Annotated in this window: 24 protein-coding genes and 1 tRNA gene; 16 read left to right on the forward strand and 9 right to left on the reverse strand. The window is 68.5% G+C overall.

Annotated features, from left to right (window positions below):
• Nucleotides 1-87 precede the first annotated feature (87 nt).
• Nucleotides 88-705, forward strand: a complete 618-nt coding sequence (locus CVV76_RS02130) for a riboflavin synthase (RefSeq protein ID WP_102222978.1) — start codon at nucleotides 88-90, stop codon at nucleotides 703-705.
• Entirely contained in the window at nucleotides 702-1,268 is a 567-nt protein-coding gene (locus tag CVV76_RS02135) for a hypothetical protein (protein ID WP_102222979.1), read from the forward strand. Before CVV76_RS02130 ends, CVV76_RS02135 begins: the two co-directional genes overlap by 4 nt.
• Here the strand turns inward: CVV76_RS02135 and CVV76_RS02140 are convergent.
• Nucleotides 1,250-2,296 (reverse strand): phosphatase PAP2 family protein, encoded by a 1,047-nt coding sequence (locus CVV76_RS02140; protein ID WP_233192683.1) that lies wholly within the window; start codon nucleotides 2,294-2,296, stop codon nucleotides 1,250-1,252. The genes CVV76_RS02135 and CVV76_RS02140 overlap by 19 nt on opposite strands.
• A gap of 345 nt (nucleotides 2,297-2,641) precedes the next feature.
• Between CVV76_RS02140 and ribB the strand changes: the two genes are divergently transcribed.
• The 6 genes from ribB to CVV76_RS02170 all read left to right on the forward strand — a co-directional run bounded on the left by ribB (nucleotide 2,642) and on the right by CVV76_RS02170 (nucleotide 6,828).
• Nucleotides 2,642-3,745: a 3,4-dihydroxy-2-butanone-4-phosphate synthase gene (gene ribB, locus CVV76_RS02145; RefSeq protein ID WP_102222981.1), complete on the forward strand. Its 1,104-nt coding sequence runs from the start codon at nucleotides 2,642-2,644 to the stop codon at nucleotides 3,743-3,745.
• Nucleotides 3,746-3,749: 4 nt separating this feature from the next.
• Nucleotides 3,750-4,301, forward strand: coding sequence for a 6,7-dimethyl-8-ribityllumazine synthase (locus CVV76_RS02150; protein ID WP_102222982.1), 552 nt, complete (start codon nucleotides 3,750-3,752; stop codon nucleotides 4,299-4,301).
• Complete coding sequence (gene nusB, locus CVV76_RS02155; protein ID WP_102222983.1) at nucleotides 4,298-4,762, forward strand: transcription antitermination factor NusB; 465 nt, start codon at nucleotides 4,298-4,300, stop codon at nucleotides 4,760-4,762. Before CVV76_RS02150 ends, nusB begins: the two co-directional genes overlap by 4 nt.
• A gap of 240 nt (nucleotides 4,763-5,002) precedes the next feature.
• Nucleotides 5,003-5,341, forward strand: coding sequence for a hypothetical protein (locus CVV76_RS02160; RefSeq protein ID WP_102222984.1), 339 nt, complete (start codon nucleotides 5,003-5,005; stop codon nucleotides 5,339-5,341).
• A gap of 520 nt (nucleotides 5,342-5,861) precedes the next feature.
• Nucleotides 5,862-6,227 carry a heme-copper oxidase family protein gene (locus CVV76_RS02165; protein ID WP_199178473.1) on the forward strand — a complete coding sequence of 122 codons (366 nt, stop codon included), beginning with the start codon at nucleotides 5,862-5,864 and terminating at the stop codon, nucleotides 6,225-6,227.
• A gap of 121 nt (nucleotides 6,228-6,348) precedes the next feature.
• Complete coding sequence (locus CVV76_RS02170) at nucleotides 6,349-6,828, forward strand: MmcB family DNA repair protein (protein ID WP_102223007.1); 480 nt, start codon at nucleotides 6,349-6,351, stop codon at nucleotides 6,826-6,828.
• Nucleotides 6,829-6,911: 83 nt separating this feature from the next.
• On the opposite strand, the gene CVV76_RS02175 is transcribed toward CVV76_RS02170, so the two are convergent.
• The gene (locus tag CVV76_RS02175) at nucleotides 6,912-7,142 is read right to left on the reverse strand and encodes a DUF6324 family protein (RefSeq protein ID WP_102222985.1); all 231 of its coding nucleotides are present in this window, start codon (nucleotides 7,140-7,142) and stop codon (nucleotides 6,912-6,914) included.
• Between the two features lie 112 nt (nucleotides 7,143-7,254).
• Here CVV76_RS02175 and CVV76_RS25630 point away from each other — a divergent pair, with 112 nt between their 5' ends.
• The 4 genes from CVV76_RS25630 to CVV76_RS02195 all read left to right on the forward strand — a co-directional run bounded on the left by CVV76_RS25630 (nucleotide 7,255) and on the right by CVV76_RS02195 (nucleotide 11,566).
• Nucleotides 7,255-8,220: a bifunctional helix-turn-helix transcriptional regulator/GNAT family N-acetyltransferase gene (locus CVV76_RS25630; protein ID WP_199178474.1), complete on the forward strand. Its 966-nt coding sequence runs from the start codon at nucleotides 7,255-7,257 to the stop codon at nucleotides 8,218-8,220.
• A complete protein-coding gene (locus CVV76_RS02185) occupies nucleotides 8,217-9,188 on the forward strand; it encodes a DMT family transporter (protein ID WP_199178475.1) in 972 nt (323 codons plus the stop codon). The genes CVV76_RS25630 and CVV76_RS02185 overlap by 4 nt, the downstream gene beginning before the upstream one ends.
• Before the next feature lie 12 nt (nucleotides 9,189-9,200).
• Nucleotides 9,201-9,277 (forward strand) — tRNA-His (locus CVV76_RS02190).
• 180 nt (nucleotides 9,278-9,457) lie between these two features.
• Entirely contained in the window at nucleotides 9,458-11,566 is a 2,109-nt protein-coding gene (locus CVV76_RS02195; protein ID WP_102222986.1) for an ATP-dependent helicase, read from the forward strand.
• A 197-nt stretch (nucleotides 11,567-11,763) separates the two neighbouring features.
• On the opposite strand, the gene CVV76_RS02200 is transcribed toward CVV76_RS02195, so the two are convergent.
• Nucleotides 11,764-12,690, reverse strand: a complete 927-nt coding sequence (locus CVV76_RS02200) for a LysR substrate-binding domain-containing protein (protein ID WP_102222987.1) — start codon at nucleotides 12,688-12,690, stop codon at nucleotides 11,764-11,766.
• Between the two features lie 101 nt (nucleotides 12,691-12,791).
• Between CVV76_RS02200 and ilvD the strand changes: the two genes are divergently transcribed.
• Nucleotides 12,792-14,639, forward strand: coding sequence for a dihydroxy-acid dehydratase (gene ilvD / locus CVV76_RS02205; RefSeq protein WP_102222988.1), 1,848 nt, complete (start codon nucleotides 12,792-12,794; stop codon nucleotides 14,637-14,639).
• 87 nt (nucleotides 14,640-14,726) lie between these two features.
• Here ilvD and CVV76_RS02210 read toward each other — a convergent pair whose 3' ends face one another.
• The 3 genes from CVV76_RS02210 to CVV76_RS02220 all read right to left on the reverse strand — a co-directional run bounded on the left by CVV76_RS02210 (nucleotide 14,727) and on the right by CVV76_RS02220 (nucleotide 17,752).
• Entirely contained in the window at nucleotides 14,727-15,236 is a 510-nt protein-coding gene (locus tag CVV76_RS02210) for an LptA/OstA family protein (protein ID WP_102222989.1), read from the reverse strand.
• Complete coding sequence (locus CVV76_RS02215; protein WP_146010230.1) at nucleotides 15,233-15,895, reverse strand: hypothetical protein; 663 nt, start codon at nucleotides 15,893-15,895, stop codon at nucleotides 15,233-15,235. Before CVV76_RS02215 ends, CVV76_RS02210 begins: the two co-directional genes overlap by 4 nt.
• Before the next feature lie 93 nt (nucleotides 15,896-15,988).
• Complete coding sequence (locus CVV76_RS02220) at nucleotides 15,989-17,752, reverse strand: ABC transporter ATP-binding protein (RefSeq protein ID WP_102222991.1); 1,764 nt, start codon at nucleotides 17,750-17,752, stop codon at nucleotides 15,989-15,991.
• A gap of 266 nt (nucleotides 17,753-18,018) precedes the next feature.
• On the opposite strand from CVV76_RS02220, the gene CVV76_RS02225 reads away from it, so the two are divergent.
• Nucleotides 18,019-20,418 carry a Tex family protein gene (locus CVV76_RS02225; protein ID WP_102222992.1) on the forward strand — a complete coding sequence of 800 codons (2,400 nt, stop codon included), beginning with the start codon at nucleotides 18,019-18,021 and terminating at the stop codon, nucleotides 20,416-20,418.
• An 85-nt stretch (nucleotides 20,419-20,503) separates the two neighbouring features.
• On the opposite strand, the gene CVV76_RS02230 is transcribed toward CVV76_RS02225, so the two are convergent.
• Nucleotides 20,504-21,013 (reverse strand): DUF4405 domain-containing protein, encoded by a 510-nt coding sequence (locus CVV76_RS02230; RefSeq protein ID WP_102222993.1) that lies wholly within the window; start codon nucleotides 21,011-21,013, stop codon nucleotides 20,504-20,506.
• Between the two features lie 258 nt (nucleotides 21,014-21,271).
• Here CVV76_RS02230 and CVV76_RS02235 point away from each other — a divergent pair, with 258 nt between their 5' ends.
• Together CVV76_RS02235 and CVV76_RS02240 are read left to right on the forward strand one after the other, a co-directional pair.
• Entirely contained in the window at nucleotides 21,272-22,921 is a 1,650-nt protein-coding gene (locus CVV76_RS02235; protein ID WP_102222994.1) for an FMN-binding glutamate synthase family protein, read from the forward strand.
• Between the two features lie 3 nt (nucleotides 22,922-22,924).
• Nucleotides 22,925-24,640 (forward strand): thiamine pyrophosphate-dependent enzyme, encoded by a 1,716-nt coding sequence (locus CVV76_RS02240; protein ID WP_102222995.1) that lies wholly within the window; start codon nucleotides 22,925-22,927, stop codon nucleotides 24,638-24,640.
• A 261-nt stretch (nucleotides 24,641-24,901) separates the two neighbouring features.
• Here CVV76_RS02240 and CVV76_RS02245 read toward each other — a convergent pair whose 3' ends face one another.
• Entirely contained in the window at nucleotides 24,902-25,258 is a 357-nt protein-coding gene (locus CVV76_RS02245; protein WP_233192684.1) for a response regulator, read from the reverse strand.
• Between the two features lie 13 nt (nucleotides 25,259-25,271).
• Nucleotides 25,272-26,239 (reverse strand): sensor histidine kinase (locus CVV76_RS02250; protein ID WP_332888524.1); only part of this gene is annotated, 968 nt, incomplete at its 5' end.

The raw sequence follows: 26,239 nt of genomic DNA on the forward strand, positions 1-26,239 counted from the left end.
GATCCGGCCGCCGGCGCGCGCCGCGCCTCCCTCTGGACACGCCCGGGCGCGGCGGCTACGCCTCGGTGAAAGCGAAGGAGAGCCGCCATGTTCACCGGCATCATCACCGACCAGGGCCGCGTGCTGCAGGTCGAAAAGCGCGGCGACCTGCGCGCCCGCATCGCCACCGCCTACGACCTTGCCACCATCGACATCGGCGCCTCGATCGCCTGCGACGGGGTCTGCCTCACGGTGATTGCCCTGGGCGAGACGCCCGAGCCCTGGTTCGACGTCGAGATCTCGGCCGAGACCGTTTCCAAGACCAACATCGGCCACAACGGCTGGCAGGCGGGTCAGGTGCTGAACCTCGAACGCGCGCTGAAGGTCGGGGATGAGCTGGGCGGCCACATCGTCTCGGGCCATGTCGACGGCGTGGCCGAGATCGTGGGTATGGAGGAGGAGGGCGACAGCACCCGCTTCACCTTTCGGGCGCCCGAGGCCTTCGCGCGTTTCATCGCACCCAAGGGGTCGATCGCGCTGAACGGCACCTCGCTCACCGTGAACGAGGTTTCTGGGCGCGACTTCGGCGTCAACATCATCCCCCATACCAAGCAGGTCACCACCTGGGGCACCGCGGCGCAGGGCGACATGGTCAACCTCGAGGTCGACACCATGGCCCGCTACGTCGCCCGGCTTCAGGACTGGGCCGCCGAGGTCCCGGCATGAGCATGATCGGCCACAACAATGGCCCGACGCTGGAGGGCGGCTACAGCTGGCGCAAGCATGTCTGGACCCGGGCGCGCGCCAGCCTCCTGCCCAATACCCTGCCGGTCGAGGTGGTGCGGATGCGCGTGCGCCGCGCGGCCGAGCTGGGGCTGGATTACAAGACCTACGCCTCGGTGCGGGCCTCGACCGGGCATGACGTGGTGGCGTTCCTGTTCTCGTCGAACGCACTGCGGCTGATCGCGCCCGCGCCGCATCTGCCGGGCGACCGGGCCGAGAAGCTCGCCGCCCTCGCGTCCTGCGGCCGGATCGCGCTGGCCCAGGCGCCGCTCAGCCCCGCGCGGGTCCTCGAGGCGGCGCCGGTGCTCGACGCGGCCGATCCGGCCCCGCACGCGCTCGCCAGCTGGCCCGCCGCCCGCGCGGCGATCCGCGCCGCGCTCGACCCGATGAAGCTTCCCGGCGACCGGGTGATCCTGGTGGGCGACATGGCGCTTGAACGCGACTGGTCCTCTGCCGCGGGCCTTGCCTATTACCTGCCGGCGGATCGCTACTTCGCAGGTGCTTGACCGGGTGCTTGAGCGGGGTCCTGATCGGGCACGCGCGACCGGCGGGTGAACGCCCGGTCGCCTGTCAGCCGTGCCGCGCCCCACCACGCCGCCAGCCCGCAGGCAAATCCCGCGTAGACGTCGATCGCGTAATGCCAGCCGAGTATGACGGCAGAGGTGCAGATCAGCGCCCAGAACAGCGTCAGCCAGCGCCCGACGTTCCGTCCGCGCCGCCAGCCGTAGAGCATCAGCACCGTGGTCGAGGCCACGTGCATCGACGGCATGGCCGAGATGCCGCGAACGCCGCCATGACCCAGGTAACCGTCCCAGAGCATTTCCTGCACCCTGAGCGACCAGTTCGGCGCGATCCGGTTATAGGCCTGCAGCGTCGACATGAGCCCGTCGTAGGCGTGGCCGAAGCCGAGCCTGTCGTAGTAGCAGGGCCCCGCCGAGGACAGGAGGGTCGCGATCACGTTGCCGCCGATGCCCCAGGCCAGAACGAAGCCGACCAGGAACGTGTTGCGGCTGGCGCGGTCGGCGGTCGAGAACACGGCGACGAAGATCATCAGGAACATCACGAAGAACCAGCCCTGATAAACCGCGTTCAGGACGCTGATGACGTAGGCATTGCCGAAGGCGTGCAACAGCAGGGTCTGCGGCAGGACGCCGAAGTGCAGCAGCTTGTCCCAATGCGAGAAGGTGGTGTCCCATGAGAACGGCGCGAGGTGGGGGATCAGCTCCTTGAAATAGGAGAAGGTGCCGGTGAAGACCGAAAGCGCGATCAGCGCAAGCACCCCGTCTGCCGCGCGGCCGGGTGCCGTGGCAAGCGCGCGCAGATCCTGAAGAAACCACGCCACCGGATGCGCGGGGCGCACGTACCGCGCCATGCGCAGGAAGCGCAGGACAACCGCGCCGGTCAGGAAGACGGGCAGCAACATGTAGAAGATCTGCGCCAGCGCAGCGAGGGTGCCCGGGTGGAACGGAACGCCGGCGATGCGCCCGGCGATCAGGGTCAGAAAGAAATGCGCGGCGACCAGTCCGAGAAGCACCCTGTTGCGCCTTGCCGCCCCGGCGGCGACCCTCGCGACCGCTCCGCCACGGGCGACCGCCGCGGACAGGGCGCGCGCGCGTGCGACGGCTGTGGCGGTCTCTGCTTGCGTTTCGATCGCGATCGTCTTGCCCATGCGCCCGTGCCCACCCGTACTTGCCGTTTCAGGACTTCCCTGCCCGGAGATTGTGGCCCGGGCTGGGCGAGGGGCCGAAAATTCTGTGTTCCGCGGCGTTCTGTGTCTCGGGGCACGTCCGGTCTGCGCTCTTTGGCATTTCCATTTGCGCGCCGCCGCGATAAAGCCGGGCCGCCGGGGTGCCGGCACGGGACAGGAGCGCGAGGGCCGATGACCGAGACCACCGAATATTCCGACGCGATCTCCCCCATCGAGGAGATCATCGAAGACGCCCGCAACGGGCGGATGTTCATCCTCGTCGATCACGAGGATCGGGAGAACGAGGGCGACCTCGTCATCCCCGCGCAGATGGCGACGCCGGAAGCGATCAACTTCATGGCGACCCACGGGCGCGGGCTGATCTGCCTGTCGCTGCCGGGCGCGCGGATCGATGCGCTGGGGCTGCCGCTCATGAGCGCCAAGAACTCTTCGCGCCACGAGACCGCCTTCACGCTGTCGATCGAAGCGCGCGAGGGGGTGACCACGGGCATCTCGGCGCATGACCGCGCCCGCACTGTGGCCGTGGCGATCGACGCCTCGAAGGGGCCGCAGGACATCGCCACCCCGGGCCACGTCTTTCCGCTTCGCGCGCGCGAGGGCGGGGTGCTGGTGCGTGCGGGCCATACCGAGGCCGCGGTGGACGTGAGCCGCCTGGCCGGCCTCAACCCCTCGGGGGTGATCTGCGAGATCATGAACGAGGACGGCTCCATGTCGCGCTTGCCCGACCTTGTGGCCTTCGCGCAGAAGCACGGGCTGAAGATCGGCACGATCAGCGACCTGATCGCCTACCGCCGGCGTCACGACAACCTCGTCCGCGTGACCCGCGAAAGCGTCATCCGGTCTGAATTCGGCGGCGAATGGGCGCTGCGCATCTTCACCGACGAGACCCACGGCGCCGAGCACATCGCGCTGATCAAGGGCGACGTCTCGGGGCCGGAGCCGGTCTTGGTGCGGATGCACACGCTCGACCCGTTCCTCGACGTGATCGGCACGGGCGGCGCGGGCCGCTCGGGCGAGTTCGGCGCGGCGATGCGGATGATCGCGGCCGAGGGGCGGGGGGCGGTCGTCCTGCTGCGCGACGTCACGATGAAGCTCGCGACCGAGGGAAGTGTCTCGCCGCAGACGCTGCGTCAATACGGCGTGGGCGCCCAGATCCTCACCTCGCTCGGGATTTCCGAGATCACGCTGCTCACCAACTCTCCCACCCCCCGGGTGGTCGGACTCGAGGCCTATGGCCTGTCGATCACCGGCACCCGGCCTATCTCGCTGGAGTAGGACAATGGCCAGTTCCGAGACCCACCACACCCTGCCGAAGCCGGTCTTCGACACGCCCGTTAAGCTGCTGATCGTGGTCGCACCCTATTACAAGGACATCGCCGATCAACTGGTTGCAGGTGCCCGCGCCGCGATCGAGGCGGTGGGCGGCACGCATGAGACGATCGAGGTGCCCGGCGCCCTCGAGGTGCCGCAGGCGATCGCTCTGGCGGCGCGGCTGTCGAACTACGACGGCTATGTCGCGCTCGGCTGCGTGATCCGCGGCGAGACCACGCATTACGAGACGGTGTGCAACGACAGCTCGCACGCGCTGATGCTGCTGGGGCTGCAGGGCGCTTGCGTCGGCAACGGCATCCTGACGGTCGAGCATCATGCCCAGGCCGCAGTGCGCGCCGAGGCCAAGGGGCAGAACAAGGGCGGCGGCGCGGCCGATGCGGCGCTGCACCTGATCGCGCTGGCACGGCGCTGGTCGGGGACGTCGCGACCGGTGGGCTTTCAGCCCGGTGGCGAATTCCAGGTCGCCGGACAGGGCATGACCGGGAAGGACCAGGCATGAGCACGACCCCCGACAAGCGCCAGATGAAGGCCGCGGCGCGGCTGTACGCGGTGCAGGCGCTGTTCCAGATGGAACGCTCGGGCCAGACCGTCGAGCAGGTGATCCAGGAGTTCGAGGATCACCGTTTCGGCGCCGTCTACGAGGGCGACGAGATGGCCGAGGGCGACCCGAAGCATTTCCGCAAGGTGATGGACGAGGCGGTGAACTGGCAGGCCAAGGTCGACCAGATGACCGACCGCGCGCTGGTCGCGAAATGGCCGATCGCGCGGATTGACCCGGTGCTGCGCGCGCTGTTCCGCGCCGCCGGGGCCGAGCTGGTGGCGCTGGACACGCCGCCGAAGGTGGTCATCAACGAATATGTCGAGGTCACCCGCGCATTCTTCCCCGAGGGCCGCGAGACCAAATTCGTCAACGCCGTGATCGACCACATGGCGCGCGAGGCCCGGCCCGAGGCGTTCTGATCGTCTCGCCGCCCTGATTTCGTCCCGGCGCAGCGCCTGGCCGGCATGGGCGCGGCGGTGGGCCGGTGGCGGAGGCCCCCCGAGGAAGCTCCGTGCGGACAGATTTCCTGTCCGCTCCCGCGACGGAAGAAGGCGGTGCAGAGGGGGCGCGTCGGCAAAGTTTCCCGCTCTGCGTCGAGATGCCTCTAGGCAAGCCGCCGAATCGCGCTATCTTGAAGGGTAGATCTTCGGGAGGCCCAGATGCCCAAACTCGTGCACATGTACATCCGCAACGTCCTGATCGGCTGGCTCGTGGCTGCCGTGTTCGTGGCGGTTCTTGTCGGTTTCAATGTCGCGAACCTCGGTCACCTCGTGCTTGAGACGCGGGGCGGGTATCTTGCGGGGCTGATGCTCTGGATGGCCAACGGTGTCGTCTTCGCGGGCGTCCAGTTCGCGATTGCCGTGATGCGCATGGCGGAGGATGACGAGGGCCCGCGCGGCGGCCACCGCCGGCGGATCCGTTTCGACGAGCCGGCCATGATCCGCGCCGAGGCGCCCGCGCGGCGTCGCCCCGGTCAGCAGCCGCGGCGCCGCGGCTGAGACAGGATCCGATTTGCGTTCGGAACAGGGCGGGGTGACCCGCCCTTTTTCATGCCTTGCCCTTTGCTGGCCCCGCTTTTTTCAGGCCTGCCCTTTGCAGCTGCGATGACCCGGGCGACGGTGCGCAGACCCGGCGCGACGGGACCCGACGCTGGCGCCGACGGGCGCAAAATTCTTCCCAAGAATTTTGCAAATTCCTTTTGAAGGAATTTGGCGGCGACTGTGGAGAGGGGGGGAGCGGCGGGCCCGCGGCAACCGTGGAGGTGTCATTTTCCCGAGAGCCTGGATGTACCAGGTGGGCGCCAGATACCGGGACCACGGTCCCGGCAGAGCCAGCTCCCTCGGAATTGCTTATCGGCCACTGGAAAAGGGCCTCGCACGAGAGGGGCAGAACCCGCCAGTCCCGTAGATAGGGCGCCGCCCTCGGCCCGACAAGGGGGGATTTCGCTTGAGCGGTGCGGGCGCGGTGGTATCGTTTTTCCGGGGTTGGGCCTGTTTGACCTTCAGGGAGGGCAGGGACGTGAAGGGACTGGGCTTCTTCTTCGTCGCCTCGGCGGCGGTCTACCTGACATTGGGAATGCTCTGGGGCATCAGCATGGGCATCGCCCATGATTTCCAGATGGCGCCCGCGCATGCGCATCTCAACCTCGTCGGCGGGGTGCTCATGGCGATCTTCGGTCTGTTCTACCACGTGGTGCCACGGGCGGGCGCAACCGCCTTGGCGCGCGTGCATTTCTGGGTGGCGACCCTTGGGGTGTGGATTTTTCCCGCCGGGATCGCGCTGTCCGAGGCGACCGGCCGCCCGGCCATGGCGATCGTCGGATCCCTTGTGGTGCTGGCGTCGATGCTGATCTTCCTTGGCGTGGTGATGCGCAGCCGCCTCTGAGCGGGAGGGGAGGGGCGGGGCCGGTCGGTCCCGGTGGTGTCCTGCGTCGCCGTCCAGCGGGGGGTGCTGGACGGATGTGGCGGCCTTGACCATTGTTCATCTTTTGTTCATCTTTCGGGTCATGTTCGCCAGCAACCCTTCCGACTCCTCCAGCGCGCCGCCGGGCGGCCTTCAGCCCGGCCAGGTGCTGGCCCGGGGTGTCTGCCGCGCGCTGCTGAGCCACGATTTCGTGCCGCTGCCCGAGATGGTGCCGGCGCAGGGGCTTCGGGTTGATGTCATGGCGGTCGGGCCGAAAGGGGAGATTTGGGTGGTGGAGTGCAAGTCAAGCCGCGCGGATTTCACCTCCGACCGCAAATGGCAGGGGTACCTTGCGCATTGCGATCGGTTCTTCTGGGCGGTGGATGCCGCGTTTCCACAGGATCTGCTTCCGCCGGAGAGTGGGCTGATCCTTGCCGACGGCTACGGGGCGGAGATCCTTCGGATGCCCGAGGCGCTGCACCTGCCGGCGGCGCGGCGCAAGGTGGTGATGCGGGCCTTTGCCCGGCAGGCGGCGCGGCAGTTGCAGGGCCTGAGGGATCCGGTGGGTCCCTTCGGTGGCTGAGGCCAGAGTGTGAGGCCGAGGTCGAGGCGCCCCGGCCGGCCGCCGAAACGCATCGTCCGGAAAAGCGGGGCGGAAAGCCCCGGTCAGCCGCGGCGCGGCTTGCCCTTCGGCTTGCGGTCCTTGGACTTGTCGGCGGCGTTGCGGGCCAGCTTGGCCGCGGCCATGAGTTCCTCGGCGATCTCTTCCGCCTCTTCGGGTTCGAAGTCCAGCGGCAGGTCGACGCCCTCCGCCTCGACGTAGATCCTCACCATGCCGAGCGTGGTCGGCCCGATCTGCAGGTTCGCCGCGATGTCGCTTTGCTTGTCGATGCTCATGTCCAACCCTCCGGGATGCCACCGCGTAGCCCCGATCGGCCAAGTACGCAAGGGCCGCATAGCTTGACTGAGGCAAGTAATCGTGCTTTTCCATCGGGGGGAGGACATCGCCATGACAGACAGGCCCGAGCGCGCGTCTGCGCGTGACAAGATGGATGCCGAGCGCGCGCCCGCGCGCGACCAGATCGACCGGATCCGTGCCTTCAACCGGGTCTATACCGGCCGGCTGGGCCTTCTGAACCGCAGCTACCTCGACAGCGGCTTCGTGCTGAGCGAGGTGAGGGTGCTCTATGAACTGGCCGAGGGGGAGCTGCGCAGCGCGCGCGACCTGGCGCAGGCGCTGACGCTGGACGAGGGCTACCTCAGCCGGATGCTGAAGCGGTTCCAGGCCCGCGGCTGGATCGAGCGCCGCCCGAGCCCGGGGGACGGGCGCAGGCGTGTTCTGACCCTGACCGCCGAGGGCCGGGCCGCCTTTGCCCCGCTGCGCGACCGGTCCCGGGCCGCGCTGGCCGAGATGCTGGCCCCGCTGGGGGCGCCGGGGCAGGCCGCGCTGACCGAGGCGCTTGCCCGGGCGCAGACCCTGCTCGAGGGGCCGCCGGCCGAGATTGTTCTGCGCGACCTCATGCCGGGCGATGCGGGGTGGATCGTCCAGCGGCACGGGGAGCTTTACGCCCGGGACGAGGGGTTCGACAGCAGTTTCGAGGCGCTGGTGGCCGAGGTGATCGCGGCCTTCCTGCGCGGCCACGACCCTGCGTGGGAGCGCGGCTGGATTGCCGAGGCCGCGGGGCGGCGGCTGGGATCGATCTTCTGCGTCCGGCTGGATGACCGAACCGCCAAGCTGCGGCTTTTCCTGGTCGAACCCGAGGCGCGGGGGACGGGGCTCGCCCGGCGGATGCTGGCCACCTGCATGGGCTGGGCGCGGGACCGCGGGTACCGGCGGATGAGCCTCTGGACGCACGAGAGCCACCGTGCCGCCTGCGCGCTCTATGCCCGGACCGGCTTTGTCCTGACCGGAAGCAGGGCGGTCCGCTCGTTCGGGCAGGACGTGGTGGAACAGACCTGGGAGATCGACCTGTGAGCGAGCGGCGGGGGCTGATCGCAGCCGCGCTGACCGGGGTGCAGGTCGGGGCGGCCCTTGTCGCCACCCGCTACGTCGCGGCCGATCTCGGGCCGGCGACGCTGGCCTCTCTGCGCTACGCGGTGGGGCTGTTCGTGCTGGTGCCCTTTGCGCTGCGGTCCCGACGGGTGGGGTTCCGGCTGGCCGATCTCGTTCCCGTGCTGGGCCTCGGGATCGCGCAGTTCGGCCTTCTTGTGGCGCTGCTGAACTGGGGGCTCGTGCGGATCCCGGCGAGTCGCGGGGCGCTGATCTTCGCGACCTTCCCGCTGCTGACCATGGTGCTGGCGGCCGTGCTGGGGCGCGAAACCATGTCCTGGCGCAAGACGCTGGGCACGCTGTTGTCGATCGCCGGCGTCGCACTGACCCTGGAGGGCGGGCTGATCGCCGCCGGTATTGGGGCCAGTGACGGGACCAGTGCGGTGGGAGCGGCGGGTCTTGCAGGGGGCCTTGCCATCCTGGCGGCGGCGATCACGGGGGCGGGCTGCGCGGTGTTCTACCGACCCTACCTGCTGCGCTACCCGACCCTGCAGGTGGGCACCGTGGCCATGGCCGCGGCGGTGGTCGCGCTGGTGCCCTTCGCGCTGGCCGAAGCGCCGGTGGCGCGGCTGGCGGCGCTGGGGCCGGGCGCGATCGCGGTGGTCGGGTTCATCGGCCTGTCGAGCGGTGCGGGCTATGTGCTGTGGCTGACCGCGCTGCGCCACACGACGCCGACCCGGGCGACCGTCCTGCTGGGCCTGTCGCCGGTGACGGCGGCGATTCTCGGGGTGCTGCTGCTGCACGAACGGCCCGGCGCCACGCTGTGGGCCGGTCTTGCGGCGGTGCTGGCGGGGGCCGTGCTGGCGGCAAGGGAGGCACCGCGAAAGGCCGGGCGCATGGCAGGGCAGATGGCGGTGCAAGACCCTCTTGCAATCGACAGGGCGGGGCGGTAAACGGCCCACAGTGCCGCCTTAGCTCAGTTGGTTAGAGCGCTGGATTGTGGATCCAGAGGTCCCCTGTTCAAGCCAGGGAGGCGGTACCATCCTCCGCTTCTTTCCGCACTTCACGTCGTGTCTCATTTCGGCCCAAGCCTGCGCCGTTCTTCGTGCGGGGGTGTCGGCATGCTTGCTCCGCGCGTCCGTCAGAACAAAGTTCCCTTTATGTTCCTTAACGGTTATCCTGATCCGAACGAGCGGTTGAGGATAAAGCGGGCAGGGCAGGCATGGCACAGGCGGACAGCGTCGCGGCGATCGGCGGGGCGAAGGGCGCGGTTTCCGGGCAGGCACCGGGGGCGGGCGGCTACCTTGACGGGCTGAACGCGGGCCAGCGGGCGGCGGTGGAGTTCGGGGTTTCCCCCGGGGCGCCCGCCGCGCCGCCGCTTCTGGTGATCGCGGGGGCGGGGTCGGGCAAGACCAACACGCTGGCGCATCGGGTGGCGCATCTGCTGGTGAACGGCGCCGATCCGCGCCGCATCCTGCTGATGACCTTTTCCCGCCGCGCGGCGGCCGAACTGACCCGCCGGGTGGAGCGCATCACCGCGCGCGCCATGGGCACTGCCGTGGCCGCCGAGGCGCTGACCTGGGCCGGCACCTTTCACGGAATCGGTGCGCGGATCATGCGCGACCTTGCCCCCTCGATCGGCCTGAACCCCGAATTCTCGATCCACGACCGCGAGGACAGCGCGGATCTGATGAACCTCTGCCGTCATGGCGAAGGTCTGTCGAAGACCGAGACGCGATTCCCGATGAAGGGCACCTGCCTCGCGATCTACTCCCGGGCCGTGAACGCCGAGGAGCCGCTGGCCGAGGTCTTGCGCGACCATTTTCCCTGGTGCCTGCGCTGGGAGGCGGAGCTGAAGCGCCTGTTTGCGGCCTATGTCATGGCGAAGCAGGCGCAGAACGTGCTGGATTACGACGACCTGTTGCTGGCCTGGGCGCAGGTGATGGCGGATCCGGGTTTTGCCGCCCATATCGGCGATGGCTGGGACCATGTGCTGATCGACGAATACCAGGATACGAACCGCCTTCAGGCCCGCATACTGACCGCTTTGAAACCGGATGGCCGGGGGCTGACCGTGGTGGGCGACGATGCGCAGTCGATCTATGCTTTCCGGGCCGCCACCGTGCGCAACATCCTCGACTTTCCCGACACCTTCCAGCCGCGGGCCGAGGTGGTGACACTTGACCGCAACTACCGTTCCACCCAGCCGATCCTTGCGGCCGCGAACGCGGTGATCGGCTACGCCCGGGAACGCCATGCGAAGGAGCTGTGGACCGACCGGGTGTCGGACCGCAAGCCCGCGCTGGTGACGGTGAACACCGAGGGCGAGCAGGCGCGTCACTTCGTCGACCAGATCCTGGCCGACCGCGAGACGGGGATGCGGCTGAAGGAGCAGGCGGTGTTGTTCCGCACCTCGTCCCACGCCGTGCAGATCGAGGCGGAGCTGACCCGGCGCAACGTGCCTTACGTGAAGTTCGGCGGGCTGAAGTTCCTCGACAGCGCGCATGTGAAGGACCTGATGGCGATGCTGCGGCTGGGGCGCAATCCGCGTGACCGGGTGGCGGGGTTCCGGGTGTTGCAGCTGATCCCCGGCATCGGGCCCAAGGCCGCGGGGCGGATCCTCGATGCGCTGGATCTGGCGCCGGATCCGCTGGCCGCGCTGGCCGACGTGGCGCCGCCGCCGCGGGCGGGGGCCGACTGGCCCGCCTTCGTTGCGGCGATGACCGTGCGCGCGGGCTGGCCCGGCACGCTGTCTGCGGCGCGGGCGTGGTACGCGCCGCATCTGGAGCGTCTGCACGAGGATCCGCAAGCGCGGCAGGCCGATCTGGCCCAGCTCGAGGCGATCGCGGGCGGCTATGCCAGCGCCGAGGCGTTTCTCACCGACCTGACCCTCGACCCGCCGGATGCCACCAGCGATCAGGCGGGCGTGCCGTTGAAGGACGAGGATTACCTGATCCTGTCCACCATCCATTCCGCCAAGGGGCAGGAGTGGAAATCGGTCTATCTGCTCAATGCGGTTGACGGCTGCATTCCCGCCGATCTGGGCACCGGCACCCAGCCCGAGATCGAAGAGGAGCGGCGGCTGCTCTACGTAGCCATGACCCGCGCGAAGGAGGCGCTGACGCTCGGGTTGCCCTTGCGGTTCTACGTCACGCAACAGACGCGGAATGGCGACCGGCACGTCTACGCCATGCGCACGCGGTTCATCCCGGGCGAGATCCTCGACCGGTTCGAGGCGCGGCATTGGTCGCCGGTTCAGGGCGAGGCCACGCCCCGCCCGGCGCCCGCGCCGATCGACGTGGCCGCGCAGATGCGGGCGATGTGGGGGTAGGGGCGGCGCGCGCCCACCTCCACCTTCTCGCCCGGGCGACCAGCCCGGGCAGCGCCCGACCCTCCCCATGGGAGGGCGCATGTCAACGTCACCGCAGGCTCAGCCGTCAGGGGGGGAGCGTGACGCGATACAGCGCGGACCATGATCGTCGCGCCAGCGCCCACCCAGGGTCGGGCGCTGCCTTTCTCGCGCGGATCTCAGGGCGCTTCTGCCGCGATCTCCTCGCGCACCTCCTCGGCGACCTGCAGGAACGCCTGAAGGATCGGCGAGGTGTCGTCCCGCGACCACGCCAGCCCGGTTTCCAGCATCGGCGGGCTGTCTGCCAGATCGAGGTAGCGCACCCCGACCCGCGCGAGGTTGCGCAGCGAGGCGGGCACCAGCGCGATGCCGATCCCGGCCGAGACGAGGCTGACGATGGTCTGCATCTGGATCGCCGTCTGCACCACCTGGGCCGCCCCCCCGCGGGCGGTGAAATACCCCGTCACGAGGTCGTGGAAGGCCGGCGCCGCCGTGCGGGGAAACACGATCAGCGGGGCGTCGATCACCTGTGCGGCGGCCAGCCCCCCGGGCGCGGGCGCGATGCGCCCCCCGGCGATCCAGCTTTCGGGCACCGCGGCGACCAGCGGTTCGCGCCCCAGCCGCCGGTAGGTGAGGGAGGGCGGCAGCCGATCGGTGCCGGGCGGGATGACGATGCCCACCTGACCTTCGCCCGCCGCAAGCCGGGCAAATTGCCGGTCGCTCGTGGCCTCGGTCAGCGACAGCTCGACCTCGGGGCGGGCGGCGCGGAAGCGGCTGACCAGCAGGGGCAGCACCGAATAATCCGCCGTGCTGACGAAGGACAGGTCCAGACGCCCGGTCTGGCCGCGCAGGATCCGTCCGGCGCTGTCCTTCAGCCCCGCCACCCCCTTCAGCGCCGCCTGTACATGCGGCAGCCATTCCGCGCCGAAGGGGCTGAGCGCCACGCTCCGCCGGGTGCGCACGAACAGGGCCGCGCCAAGCTCCTCCTCCAGCGCCCGGATCGACTGTGACAGCGGCGGCTGGGTCATCCCCAGTTTTTCCGCCGCGCGGCCGAAATGCAGGGTCTCGGCCACGGCCACGAAGTGCCTGAGCTGGCGGATGTCCATACTTATATCTCCTGCGACCCAATAGGCGCAGTTTAATATATTTCACTCTCAGCTGCGAGGCGGATAAGCAGGGCGCCAAACTTGCCAGCCGGGAGGACCCGATGCCACGCTACCGTTCGAGAACCAGCACCCATGGACGCAACATGGCCGGGGCCCGTGGCCTCTGGCGCGCCACGGGCATGAAAGAGGGCGATTTCGGCAAGCCGATCATCGCCATCGCCAACTCCTTCACCCAGTTCGTACCGGGGCACGTGCACCTGAAGGACCTTGGCCAGCTGGTCGCGGCCGAGGTCGAAAAGGCCGGGGGCGTGGCGAAGGAATTCAACACCATCGCGGTCGATGACGGCATCGCCATGGGCCATGACGGCATGCTCTATTCGCTGCCCTCGCGCGAGATCATCGCTGACAGCGTCGAATACATGGTCAACGCGCACTGCGCCGACGCGCTGATCTGCATCTCGAACTGCGACAAGATCACCCCCGGCATGCTGATGGCGGCGATGCGGCTGAACATTCCGGTCATCTTCGTCTCGGGCGGTCCGATGGAGGCCGGCAAGGTCACGTGGGAGGGCAAGGAAATGGCGCTCGACCTCGTCGACGCCATGGTCGCCGCCGCGGATGAAAGCGTGTCCGACGCCAAGCTGCAGGCGATCGAGGAGGCCGCGTGCCCGACCTGCGGCTCCTGCTCGGGGATGTTCACCGCGAACTCGATGAACTGCCTGACCGAGGCGCTGGGCCTCGCGCTGCCCGGCAACGGCTCGACCCTTGCCACCCATGCCGACCGCGAACGCCTGTTCGTCGAGGCAGGTCACCTGATCGTCGATCTGGCGCGGCGTTATTATGAGCAGGACGACGCCAGCGTCCTGCCGCGTTCGATCGCGTCCAAGAAGGCCTTCGAGAACGCGATGACGCTGGATATCTCGATGGGCGGGTCGACCAACACGGTGCTGCACCTGCTGGCCGCCGCGCATGAGGGCGAGGTCGATTTCGACATGTCCGACATTGACCGGCTGTCGCGTCATGTGCCGGTGCTCTGCAAGGTCGCGCCCGCCAAGCAGGACGTGCATATGGAGGACGTTCATCGCGCGGGCGGTATCATGGGCATCCTGGGCGAGCTGGACCGTGCCGAGCTTCTGGACACCTCGGTCGGCACCATCCATGCCGAGACGATGGCCCGCGCGCTGGACCGCTGGGACGTGAAGCGCACGAATTCCGAAAGCGTGCATGATTTCTACCGTGCCGCGCCCGGTGGCGTGCGCACCACCCAGGCCTTCAGCCAGGAGCGGCGCTATCCCACGCTGGACACCGACCGCGCCACCGGCGTGATCCGCGAAAAGGCCCATGCCTTCAGCCAGGACGGCGGTCTGGCCGTGCTTTACGGTAACCTCGCCGAGGACGGCTGCATCGTGAAGACGGCGGGCGTGGACGAGTCGATCCTGACCTTCACCGGCCCCGCGCGGATCTTCGAATCGCAGGACAGCGCAGTGAGCGCGATCCTGACCAACAAGGTGAAGCCGGGCGACATCGTGCTGATCCGCTACGAGGGGCCGCGCGGCGGGCCGGGGATGCAGGAAATGCTCTACCCGACCTCGTATCTGAAATCGAAGGGGCTGGGCAAAGCCTGCGCGCTGGTCACCGACGGGCGCTTTTCCGGCGGGTCGTCGGGGCTGTCGATCGGCCACGTCTCGCCCGAGGCGGCCGAGGGCGGCACCATCGGTCTGGTGGAAGAGGGCGATCTGATCGAGATCGACATCCCGGCGCGCAAGATCAACCTTGCGGTGGACGACGCGGTGATCGCCGAACGCCGGGCCGCGCGCGAGGCCAAGGGCTGGACGCCCGAGGAAAAGCGTACGCGCAAGGTGTCGGGCGCGCTCAAGGCCTATGCCGCGCTGACCACCTCGGCCGCGCGCGGCGCGGTGCGCGACGTGGATCAGTTCACCAAGGGCTGAGGCCTGCGAGCAGGGGGGCGGGTGCCTGCATCCGCCCTGCCTGAGGCGCGCAGCGGCGCCGGCGAAAGGCCGGACGTACCCCGCGCGTCAGTTGGAATTCGGCTGGAAGGTGGTCGAGGTCCGCCCCTTCATGACGCCTTCGCCGCTGACGGTGTCGAAGTCGAGCCGGTCGCCGTGGCTTTCGTTGCCGGCCTGGTTCAGGGTGACCTCCTCGAGGATCGTCCCCTTGCCCGAGCTCACGTCGTAATGCGCGGTGCGGCCGGTCGCCTGTTCGGCGGTGTCGTCGAAGAACACCCCGCCGGTCGCGTCGATTTCGGTCAGGCTGCGCTTGCCCGTCGCGGGGTCCGAATGGAAATGCCCCACGACCCGCGGCGCCTTGAGCGTCATCTTGCCCTGCGTCACCACCACCTTGCCCTCGAACACCGCCTTGTTGTCGGCGTTCTTCACGGTCAGCGTCTCGGAGGTGATGTTGACCGGCTGGTGCGTCATGTCGGGTTGCGGGGTCAGGGCGACCTTGGTGTCGGCCCGCGCGGCGGCCAAAGGCGCCACTGACAGGGCCGCGGAAACAGCCAGCGCGGCGAGGGTCGCGCGACTCATTCCTTGCACCCGGGGCAGGCGTGGAACCGGACGTTGCCGCTGTAGCGGGCGACGAAATCGCTGTTTGCGCGGGGGGCAGCGGTCTGTTCGGCGCCACCGTCCTTCCCCGCCCCGCTGCCCAGGCGGCGGGCGTCAAGCCGCGCCGCGTGGATCGTGCCATAGCTCGAGACCGAAACGACGTTGGCGCGTGCCTGCAGGGTGCCCGCGTCGAAGTTGGCGGTCAGGCTGTCGGCCGTGACGTTGAAATCCCTGTTGGTGTCCATCCGCGCCGCCCCTTTCGTCAGAACCCGGTCCTGGGAAGTCCAGATCGTCGAACTGTTCCCCGTCAGCACGATCACGTCGCCACGCGTCGTCGTCAACCGTGCGATGGTATCGGTGCCGTGGATGACGTCGGCCTGGCTGCCGTCGCTGACCGCCTGGGCGGCATCGACCACCAGCGTGCCGTCGGTGCCCGTGAGGCTGGTATAGGTTACCCGGTGGGCGGTGTTGCTGGGCTTCACCTGCACCGCGCCGTCGTCGCCGGACAGGAAATCGGGCCGCGGCTTGTAGCCGGCCAGCGCGGCCACGAGCAGCAGGATACCAAAGGCCGGCAGGGCGAACTTGAGGATCGAGATGCCCCTCAGCGGCCGCTTTGTCACCTTGCCGAACCCCATCTTCATCACCCGTTCCCAATACAACCGAAACCGGCCCTGCCCGTAAAGGGCAGGGCGCGGGAAATGCCTTTCATGCAGATCGGCGGTCCGTGCCCCCGCTCAGAGCGCCTCGGTCTGCAGATCGTAAGCCTTCTTGAAGAAATTCTCTCGCGCAACCAGTTCCTTGGGGCTACCACGGTCGACCGCTTCGCCGCTCTGGATCACGATGACTTCGTCGGCACGCAGCACCGAAGACAGGCGGTGCGCGATCATGATCGTGGTGCGCCCTTCGCCAAGGCGGATCAGCGCCTGCTGGATCGCGTGTTCGCTTTCCGCGTCCAGCGCGCTGGTGGCCTCGTCGAGCAGCAGGATCGGCGCGTCGCGCAGGATCGCGCGGGCGATCGACAGACGCTGGCGCTGTCCGCCCGACAGGTTGCGGCCGTTCTCGCCGACGCTGGACTGATAGCCCTGCGGCATCCGCATGATGAAGTCGTGGGCGTTGGCATCCTTGGCGGCGGCGATCACGTCTTCCTCGGTCGCGTCCTTGCGGCCGAGCGAGATGTTCTCGAACACGGTACCGTTGAAGAGGAACGTCTCCTGGCCCACGAAGGCGATCTTCTCGCGCAGCGACGCGAAGGTCACTTCGCTGATGTCGTGCCCGTCGATGCAGATCCTTCCCGAGGTCGGGTCGTAGAGCCGCATCATCAGGTTGACGAGGGTGGTCTTGCCGCCGCCCGAGGGACCGACCAGCGCGGTGGTCTTGCCCGCCGGGAAGGTCAGGTTCAGGTCGCGCAGGACCGGGTCGTCCTGTGAGTAGAAGAAGTTCACGCCCTCGAAGGTGATCTCGCCCGGGCCGCTCGGCAGGTGGCGGGCGTCCGCCTTCTCGTCCATGGTGATCGGGGCGTCGAGCAGCGTGTACATCATCTTCACGCCGACCATCCCGGTCTCAAGCTGCACGCGCATCTGGGCGATCCGGCGGGCCGGTTCGTAGGCCATGATGAGCGCCGTCAGGAACGACATCAGCTGCCCCTGGGACGTCACGATCTGAACCCCGAACAGCGTCGAGGCGCTGAGGGCGAGGATGCCCGCGATGGCGAAGCCCGACAGGAAATCCATCAGCGGCATGGTCGCGGCCTGCAGGCTGGCGATCCTGTTCGACATCCGCTCCACCCGGCGGATGGCGTCATCCATGATCACCATCATCCGGTCCTCGAGCGAGAACGCCTTGACCACGCGAATGCCGATCGTCGTCTCGGTCAGGATCTCGATGATCTTGGAGATCGACGCCAGTTCGCGGGTCACGATGTCACGCACCGCCTTCAGCAGGCGTTGCATGGCAAGGATGGCGAAGGGAATGGCGAGGATCGAGATCGACGACAGCATCGGCTGCTGCGAGAACATCACCCACAGCAGGCCGAACAGGGTGAAAAGGTCGCGCACCAGGGCCGAGACGATGGTGTCGATCACGTTGCGCGCCGACTGCGCCGCCTGGGTGAAGCTGACCATGATGTCGCCCGACCCCTGGGTCGAGTAGAAGCTCATCCCCTGGCGCAGCATCCGGTGGTACATCTTGCGCTGCTGCGAGGCGACGACGCTGTTGCCCGCCTTTGCCATGAACACCGACTGAAGGTAGGTCGCCACCCCGCGGGCCGTGAAGATCAGCGCCACCGAGAGCGCGACCATGTAGACCTCTTCCTTCGGCGTGCCGGGGGTCAGCGACTTGACGATCGAATTCATGATCCAGGCCGAGGCCGCGGTGGCCCCCGCGACACCCAGCATGAAGATCATCCCGATCGCGTACCAGGGCCATTGCTGGCGGAAGTTTTCCGAAAACAGGCGCCACAGAAGCTTGTCCTGCATCCGGCCAAGAAAGGTCTGGATCATCTGGGTCCTCGGGCAACGACGCGTGGCTTTGGTTAGGGAATGCGGCCCGGGAAGTAAAGTCGCGGACCGTCCTTGTGGCGCATCATGGCCGGCATCCTGCCGGCTTGGCGCGGGGGTTCGGTCTAGATCTAGGGTTCTCGCCCCCGCTCTGCAATGGCCGGCCTGCCGGCGGGCGCGTGCCGGCGGGGGGTGGGGGGCGAGTGGGCGCTGTTGCGGCGCCCGGGGCGGGGGGCTAGAACGGGTGTCCGTCCTGACAGGAGGCTGACGTGACCGACGCCGAAACCCGAACCGCCGAGCGGATCGCCCGCACCATCGCCACCGAGATCGTGGCCAGCCCCGAACAGGTGAGCGCGGCGGTCGGCCTTCTGGATGGCGGCGCCACGGTGCCCTTCGTCGCGCGCTACCGCAAGGAGGTGACCGGCGGCCTTGACGACACCCAGCTGCGCACGCTGGCCGACCGGCTGACCTACCTGCGCGAGATGGAGGCGCGGCGCGCCGCGATCCTGAAGTCGATCACCGAGCAGGGCAAGCTGACCGACGATCTGGCCCGCGCGATCGCGGGCGCCGACAGCAAGGCGGTGCTGGAAGACATCTACCTTCCCTACAAGCCCAAGCGCCGCACCAAGGCGATGATCGCCCGCGAGAACGGGTTGGAGCCTTTGCTCCGCGCGATCCAGGACAACCGCAACGCCGACCCCGAGGCGCTGGCCGCGGGCTACCTGACCGAGGCCGTCGCCACGGTGAAGGACGCGCTGAACGGCGCGCGCGACATCCTGACCGAGGAGCTTTCGGAGAACGCGAAGCTGGTGGGCTCCTTGCGCGACTTCATGCGCCGCGAGGCCTTCATCACGGCGAAGGTCGTGCCGGGCAAGGAGGAAGCGGGCGCCAAGTTCAGCGACTATTTCGACCACCGCGAGAAATGGTCCGACATTGCCTCGCATCGGGCGCTGGCGATCCTGCGCGCGGCCAAGGAAGAGGTTGTGACGATGGAAATCGCTCCCGACCCCGAGACCGGCGCGCCGCAGGCGGTGGCGGCGATCGCCGCCACGCTGGACACGCGGGGCGAGGGCAAGGGCGACGCCTGGCTGCGCGGCGTCGCGGGCTGGGCCTGGCGCGTGAAATTCTCCATCTCGCTCTACGTCGACCTGCTGGGCGAATTGCGCGAGCGCGCGCACGAGGAGGCGATCGCCGTCTTCTCGCGCAACCTCAAGGATCTGCTGCTGGCGGCCCCGGCGGGCGCTAAGGCAACCTTGGGCCTTGATCCCGGCATCCGCACGGGGGTGAAGGCCGCGGTGGTGGATGCGACCGGCAAGCTGCTGGAGACTGCCACACTCTACCCGTTCCAGCCCAAGATGGACGTGCGCGGCGCGCAGGCCAAGATTGTCGAACTGGTGCGGCGTCATGGCGTGGGCCTCATCGCCATCGGCAACGGCACCGCCAGCCGCGAGACGGAAAAGCTGGTGGCCGAGACTTTGAAACTTCTGCCCGGGGATGGCCCGGCGCCCACCAAGGTCGTGGTGTCGGAGGCAGGGGCCTCGGTCTATTCGGCCTCGGAACTGGCTGCGAAGGAATTCCCCGGTCTCGACGTCAGCTTGCGCGGCGCGGTCTCGATCGCGCGGCGGCTGCAGGACCCGCTGGCCGAGTTGGTGAAGATCACGCCACAGTCGATCGGCGTGGGCCAGTACCAGCACGACGTCGATCAGCGCCGCCTCAGCCAGGCGCTCGACGCCGTGGTCGAGGATGCGGTGAACGCCGTGGGCGTGGATCTGAACACTGCCTCGGCGCCCTTGCTGGCGCAGGTCGCGGGCCTCGGGCCATCGCTGGCGCAGTCGATCGTCGATCACCGCGACGCGAACGGTTCCTACCCCACCCGCAAGGCGCTTTTGAAGGTGGCGGGCCTCGGGCCCAAGGCGTTCGAGCAATGCGCGGGCTTCCTGCGCATCCGCGACGGGAAGGAGCCGCTCGATGCCTCGTCAGTCCACCCCGAGGCCTATGATGTGGCGCGCCGCATCGTCGAGGCCTGCGGACGCGACATCCGGTCCATCATGGGGGCGTCGGGCGCGCTGAAGGGCCTGCGGGCGGAGCAATTCGTGACCGAGGATTTCGGCCTGCCCACGGTGCGCGACATCTTCGGAGAGCTTGAGAAACCCGGCCGCGACCCGCGCCCCGAGTTCAAGACGGCGACCTTTGCCGACGGGGTCGAGGACATCAAGGACCTCAAGCCCGGGATGCGGCTGGAGGGCACGGTGACGAACGTCGCGGCCTTCGGCGCTTTTGTGGATATCGGCGTGCATCAGGACGGCCTCGTCCACGTCAGCCAATTGGCCGACCGCTTCGTCAAGGACCCGCATGAGGTGGTCAAGGCGGGCGACGTGGTGCAGGTCCGGGTGACCGAGGTCGACGTGCCGCGCAAGCGCATCGGCCTGAGCATGCGCAAGGATGCCGCTGCGCAGGCCCGCGGGCAGGGCGGACAGGGCGCAAGAGGGGGCGACAAGGGGCAGCCGACGGGCAGATCCGGCGGCAAACCCGGTGGCGGCAGTGGCGGCAAGGGCGGCCATGGCGGTCAGGGGCACCGCAACGGCAAGGCGGGCAACCCCGATTCCGGGCGTGACAACCGTCCCGGCGGGTTCGGCGAGGCGCTGCTGGCCGCGATGAAGAAGGACTGAGCTCCGGCACCCCCGGCGCCACCGGGGCCACCGGGGCCAGCGTTCCGGGGGGGCGCGCAAGGCGCATCCCACGGGACAGGGTGCCTTACGGGGTGGAGAGGGCGGCGGCCATCTGCGCGTCGGATTTCTGCGAGGCGATGGTCACGTCCGACAGCTTCTGTTCCGGGTCGCTGACGATGAAGCCGGCCTTCTGCAGCCGCGCGGTCAGGCCCTCGGGGGTTTCGTCCAGCACCGCCGCCATCTCGGTCACCGTGCCGCCCATCACCTTCTGCGACAGCGCGAATTGCGGCGGACCCGAGCGCCGGCCCGGACCGCCGCTGATGCCGCCGGTGGGCACGATGAAGGCCAGCGCCGCCAGCAGCGACAGCCCCATCGCGATCGCGAAGGGCGCGCCCCGCAGATAGCGCAGCAGCGGGCGCCAGTTCTTCCACAGGTGCAGGATGAAGGGCGCGATCAGCACCATCGACAGCCATTCGTGCATCGAATGGAAATAGGCAGATCCCCAGTGAAAGAAGAGCGCGATGCCCGAAATCAGCGAGACCGCGAAGAGGCCTGCGATCAGTGGCGTGCTGTAACGGTTGAAGAAGACGGTCATTGTCTTGTCCCTCGGAATTTTCTGGTTCGCGCGGTTTCCTGCGCCGTGCGGCGGCTTTCTGAACAACGCGCGGCAGCGGGGGTTCCGTCGCGCCGCAAGCACGTTTTTTTCCATCCCGGCGCGGGCGCGCCGGCGGGGCGCCCGCGGATCGGCGGGGGCGCTCGCGTTTCCGTGTGGCTATGTCGCGGAACATGCCCGCGCCGACGTGGGTTCATAGGCCAGACGCCCATCGGGGGCGCCCGGCGGGGGAGAACGGCCATGAACCTGATCAAGCGGGCGATCGTGCCGATCGCTTCAATCGTCCTGACACTCGTCGCGCTGGCGCTCGGCCTTGCGGTCAGCGCCTGGTGGCTGCTGATCCTGGTGCTGACGCTGCCGCTGATCGCGCTGGGGGTCTACGATTATGGCCAGCGGCGCTGGACCATCCTGCGCAACTACCCGGTCGCCGCCCGTTTCCGTTTTCTCGCCTACGAGCTGCGCCCCTTCCTGCGTGCCTACATCGTCGAGGGCGACCTTGAGGGGAAACCCTTCCCCTACGAGGCGCGCAACCTCGTGCATGCCCGGGCGCGGGGCGAGACCGACACCCACCCCTTCGGGACCGAGCGCGACACCGAGGCCGAGGAATACCTCTGGCTCAACCATTCCATCGCGCCGGCCGAGAACCCCGAGAAGCGCCCGCGCGTGACGGTTGGCAACGACCAGTGTTCGAAACCGTACTCAGCCTCGGTCTTCAACATCTCCGCCATGAGCTTCGGCGCGCTGTCGGCCAACGCGGTCGAGGCGCTGAACATCGGCGCGAAGCAGGGCGAGTTCTACCACGATACGGGTGAGGGAGGGCTGTCGAAATACCACCTCAAGCACGGCGGCGACATCGTGTGGGAGCTCGGCTCGGGCTATTTCGGCGCGCGTGACGATGACGGGCGTTTCGACCCCGGCCTCTTCCAGGAGCAGGCCGGCCGCGATGAGGTCAAGATGACTGAGATCAAGCTGAGCCAGGGCGCGAAGCCTGGCCACGGCGGCCTTCTGCCCGGCGCCAAGGTGACGAAAGAGATCGCCGAGACCCGCAAGGTGCCCGAGGGCCAGGATTGCCTGTCTCCGCGCGGGCACAGGGAATTCTCGACCCCCTGCGAGATGATGGAATTCGCGGCACGGATGCGCGACCTCTCGGGCGGCAAGCCGGTGGGGCTCAAGCTGTGCATCGGTCAGCCGCACGAGGCCTTCGCCATGGTCAAGGCGATGCGCAAGACCGGGATCTACCCCGATTTCATCGTGGTGGACGGCGGCGAGGGCGGCACCGGCGCGGCGCCGCTGGAACTGTCCGACAGCATCGGCATGCCGCTGATCGACGGGCTGGTGCTGATGCGCAACGCCCTGGTCGGGGGCGGGGTGCGCGACAAGGTGCGCCTCGCGGCGTCGGGCAAGGTCTATTCGGGGTTCGGGCTGGCCCACTCGATGGCGATCGGCGCCGATTGGTGCAACGCGGCGCGGGCCTTCATGTTCTCGGTCGGCTGCATCCAGGCGCAGCGCTGCCATCTGGGCACCTGCCCGACCGGGGTGACGACGCAGGATCCGTCCCGCCAGCGCGGCCTGATCCCGTCGGTGCAGGGGGAACGTGCCGCGCGGTTCCACGGCAAGACGCTGGACGCGCTGGCCGATATCGTGGCGGCGGCGGGGGTGACCCATCCGACCGACCTGCAGCCGCATCACATTGTCCACCGGGTCGGCGTGACCCAGGCCAAGCCGATCGACACGATCTACCCGTTCCTGCCCGAGGGCATCCTGCTGGAGGCGCCCGAGGACACGATCTACGCCGATTGGTGGCGCGCGGCCGATCCCGACAGCTTCGCCCCGCGGATCGTGCTGGAGCGGGCCCGCGAAAGCACAGAGTCCCATCAGAAGGAGGCCTGAGACATGGCAGTTACCGTTTCCGAAATCGTCGCCGATGCGCTGGTCCAGGCCGGGGCGCGGCGCGTCTACGGGATCGTCGGCGACACGATCAACCACTTCACCGACGCGGTGCGCCGCTCTCCCCTCGACTGGGTTCACGTCCGGCACGAGGAGGTGGGAGCGCTGGCCGCGGGCGGCGAGAGCTACATGACGGGGGAGCTGTCGGTCTGTGCCGGGACCACGGGGCCGGGGTCGCTGCACTTCGTCAACGGCATCTTCGAAAGTCATCGCAACGGCGCGCCGGTGGTGCTGATCGCCTCCAACGTCGACCGTACGGAGGAGGGGCTGGGCTTTCCCCAGGAGGTCGACCAGAAGAAGGTGTACGAGCAATCCTCGGTCTTCTGCGAACGGATCAGCCATCCCGACCAGGCGCGCCGGATCGTCGCGCAGGCGGCGCAGGCGGCCCTCAGCCGCCGGGGCGTCGCGGTGGTGATCGTCAACGGCGACATGTTCAAGGAGACGTCGGAGGATGCCCTGCCCTGGGGCGTCTATCGTCCGGCGCCCGTGACCCGGCCCTCGGAGGCAGAGCTTGACGGGCTGGCCGAACTGGTCGCCGGGGCGCGCAAGGTCACGCTGTACGTGGGCATCGGCGCGCGCGGATCGGAACGCGAGGTCAAGGCGCTGGCCGAAACGCTGGGCGCGCCGATCGTCCACACCACCCGGTCGAAGGAATTCATCGAGCCCGAGAACCCCTGGAACGTCGGCATGACCGGGATCCTCGGCAACAAGGCGGGGATGGAGGCAGTGGCGGGCTGCGACCTGCTGATCTGCCTCGGCACCGATTTCGCCTATACCCAGTTCTACCCCGAGGCAGCGAAGATCGTGCAGATCGACATCGACGCCGCGCGTCTGGGCCGGCGGCACCCGGTGCACCTCGGTCTCGTGGGGGATGTCGGGGCGACCATCGAGGCGCTGTTGCCGCGGCTGTCGTCGCAATCCGACGCGGGCCACCTGGGCGCTGCGCAGAAGCAGTGGGGCAAGGATCGCGCCGCCTACCTTGACGAGGGGGACGAGCCCGACCCCGCGCTGATCCACCCGCAGCACGTGGCCAACATGCTCGACCGCATGGCGGGCGAGGACGCGATCTTCACCGCCGACGGCGGATCGCCAATGGTCTGGCTGCTTCGGCACCTGACCGCGCGCGGCGGGCGGCGGTTCCTTACCTCTCTGCTGCACGGGACGATGGCCAATGCCTATCCGCAGGCGCTGGGGATCCAGCTTGCCTATCCCGACCGGCAGGTCGTGGCGATGTGCGGCGACGGCGGCATGACCATGCTGATGGGTGACCTCCTGACACTGGTGCAGGAGGAGATTCCGGTGAAGCTCTTGATCTTCAACAACGCCTCGCTGGGTTTTGTCGAGATGGAGCAGCGGGTCGAGGGGCTGTTGGACAGCTTCACCGGCCTCACCAATCCGGATTTCGGGGCGCTGGCGCGCACCATCGGGATGCAGGGCTGGCGGGTCGAGGACGCGGGCGAGCTGGAGACGGCGATGCGCGCCTGGCTGGCGGCCGAGGGGCCGGCGCTCCTGGACGTCAAGGTGAACCGGATGGAGCTTGTGATGCCGCCGAAGATCGAGGCCGGGCAGGTCGCGGGCACGGCGATGTTCGGGCTGCGCGCGGTGCTGGGCGGACGCTCGGGCGAGGTGGTGGAACTGCTGCGCGACAACTTCCTGCGCTGAGCGTTTCGCCGCCGTCTGCGGTGGTCATTCGGGGGCGGGTTCCGACAAGGGCCCGGCCCCGGTGCGGACCGGTACGGCGGAGAGAGCGGCTGCGTATTTGGGGAACAATGAAAGGCAGGGGTTGACGCCTGTCAATCGGGCGGGCCTGCGGGTCCGCCAGCGATGCGCCACGGGCGTGCCGCCACTGGCGGGAGTACGGCGGATATCTGTGGTATGTCTGGGGGGGGGAGGCGCGCGCGACGGGCGCGCGCACCGGACAGGTCAGGCCATGAGGGCGGCGACGCAGCTTTCGATATCGTGCGCCGAGGAGGGCTTGGGGCAGAATCGCGCGCCGGGGTAGCGCTTGGACAGCTGCGCGGAATCCGCGTGGCCCGAATGGAAGATCAACGGCACCTGCGCGGCGTGCAGCGCATCGGCGAGTGCGTAGACCTCGCCGTCTGCCAGTTGCACGTCGAGGATCGCCGCGTCCGGTTTGCGCCATTCCACCGCCGACATGCCCGACGCCACCGACGGGCAGGGCCCGATCACCGATACGCCCATGTCCTCGAGGATGCACTGGAGGTCGAGCGCGACGATCGCCTCGTCTTCGACCACAAGGATGCCCGGAGGCCTTTCCACGGGCACTGCGCCCTTATGATTTCTGCTCGCCATCGTCATAGACCAACCTGCTTGTCCGTCGCGTCTTGTTGACGTCGACCTCGATCCTGCCGTTGAGCTGGGCGGCCGAGAGACGCACTAGGGTGGTTCCGAAACCTTCGGACTCGCTTTCGCTCGACTGTTCCAACGCCTCATCGAAGAATTCGTTCCATTCAAGACGGATTTCGTTGGTCTTTTCTTCGCTTGCCGGCTGGTGGGTCCTGTCCCACTGGATCTGAAGCCGCCCGGGCATCGGCCCCAGCACCCCGTACTTGGCCGAGTTGGTCGCCCATTCGTGCAGGATCAGCGCGAGCGAGGTCAGCTGGCCGGCCGAGATCGACACCTCCGGACCGTCGAGCACGACCTCGTGCCCCTCGAGATGCGGCGCGATGGCGGCGTCGATCGCCTCGCCCAGCTGGATGCCGTCGCGCCCGCCCTGGGTCAGGTCGTGCGACCGGGCCAGCGCGGAGATCCGGCGGCTGACGTCGTCGACCAGGTCCTTGGGGGTGTCGGCGTTGCGCGCGGCCAGCCGCAGCATCCCCGAGATGATCGAGAACAGGTTCTTCACCCTGTGGTTCATCTCGCGCAGCATCAGCTCGCGCAGGCGCGCGGCCTCGACCTCGGCGGTGACATCGAGGTTGACGCCGATCAGGCGCCGCCCGCCGCGATCGCCCAGGCCGGGACGCTGCTGGCCCACGCCGCGCAGGATGCGCCGGGTGCCGTCGGTCGCGATGACCTCGAAGCTGGCGTCGAAACGGCCGCCTTCGCCGATCGCGTGCTGCACTTCTTCCTGCACCCGGGCGCGGTCGGTCTCGGGCATGTGGTCATAGAACAGGGTGGCCGGGTGCCAGCCGGCTTCGTCGAGGCCGAAGAAGCTGGCGATGCGGTCGTCGACCTCGGTCATCTGGCGCTGCGGGTCGAGTTCCCAGACGCCGATTCTTGCGACGTCGAGGGCGAGTTTGA

It is taken from the genome of Acidimangrovimonas sediminis (genome assembly GCF_002871005.1).
GTDB lineage: Bacteria > Pseudomonadota > Alphaproteobacteria > Rhodobacterales > Rhodobacteraceae > Acidimangrovimonas > Acidimangrovimonas sediminis.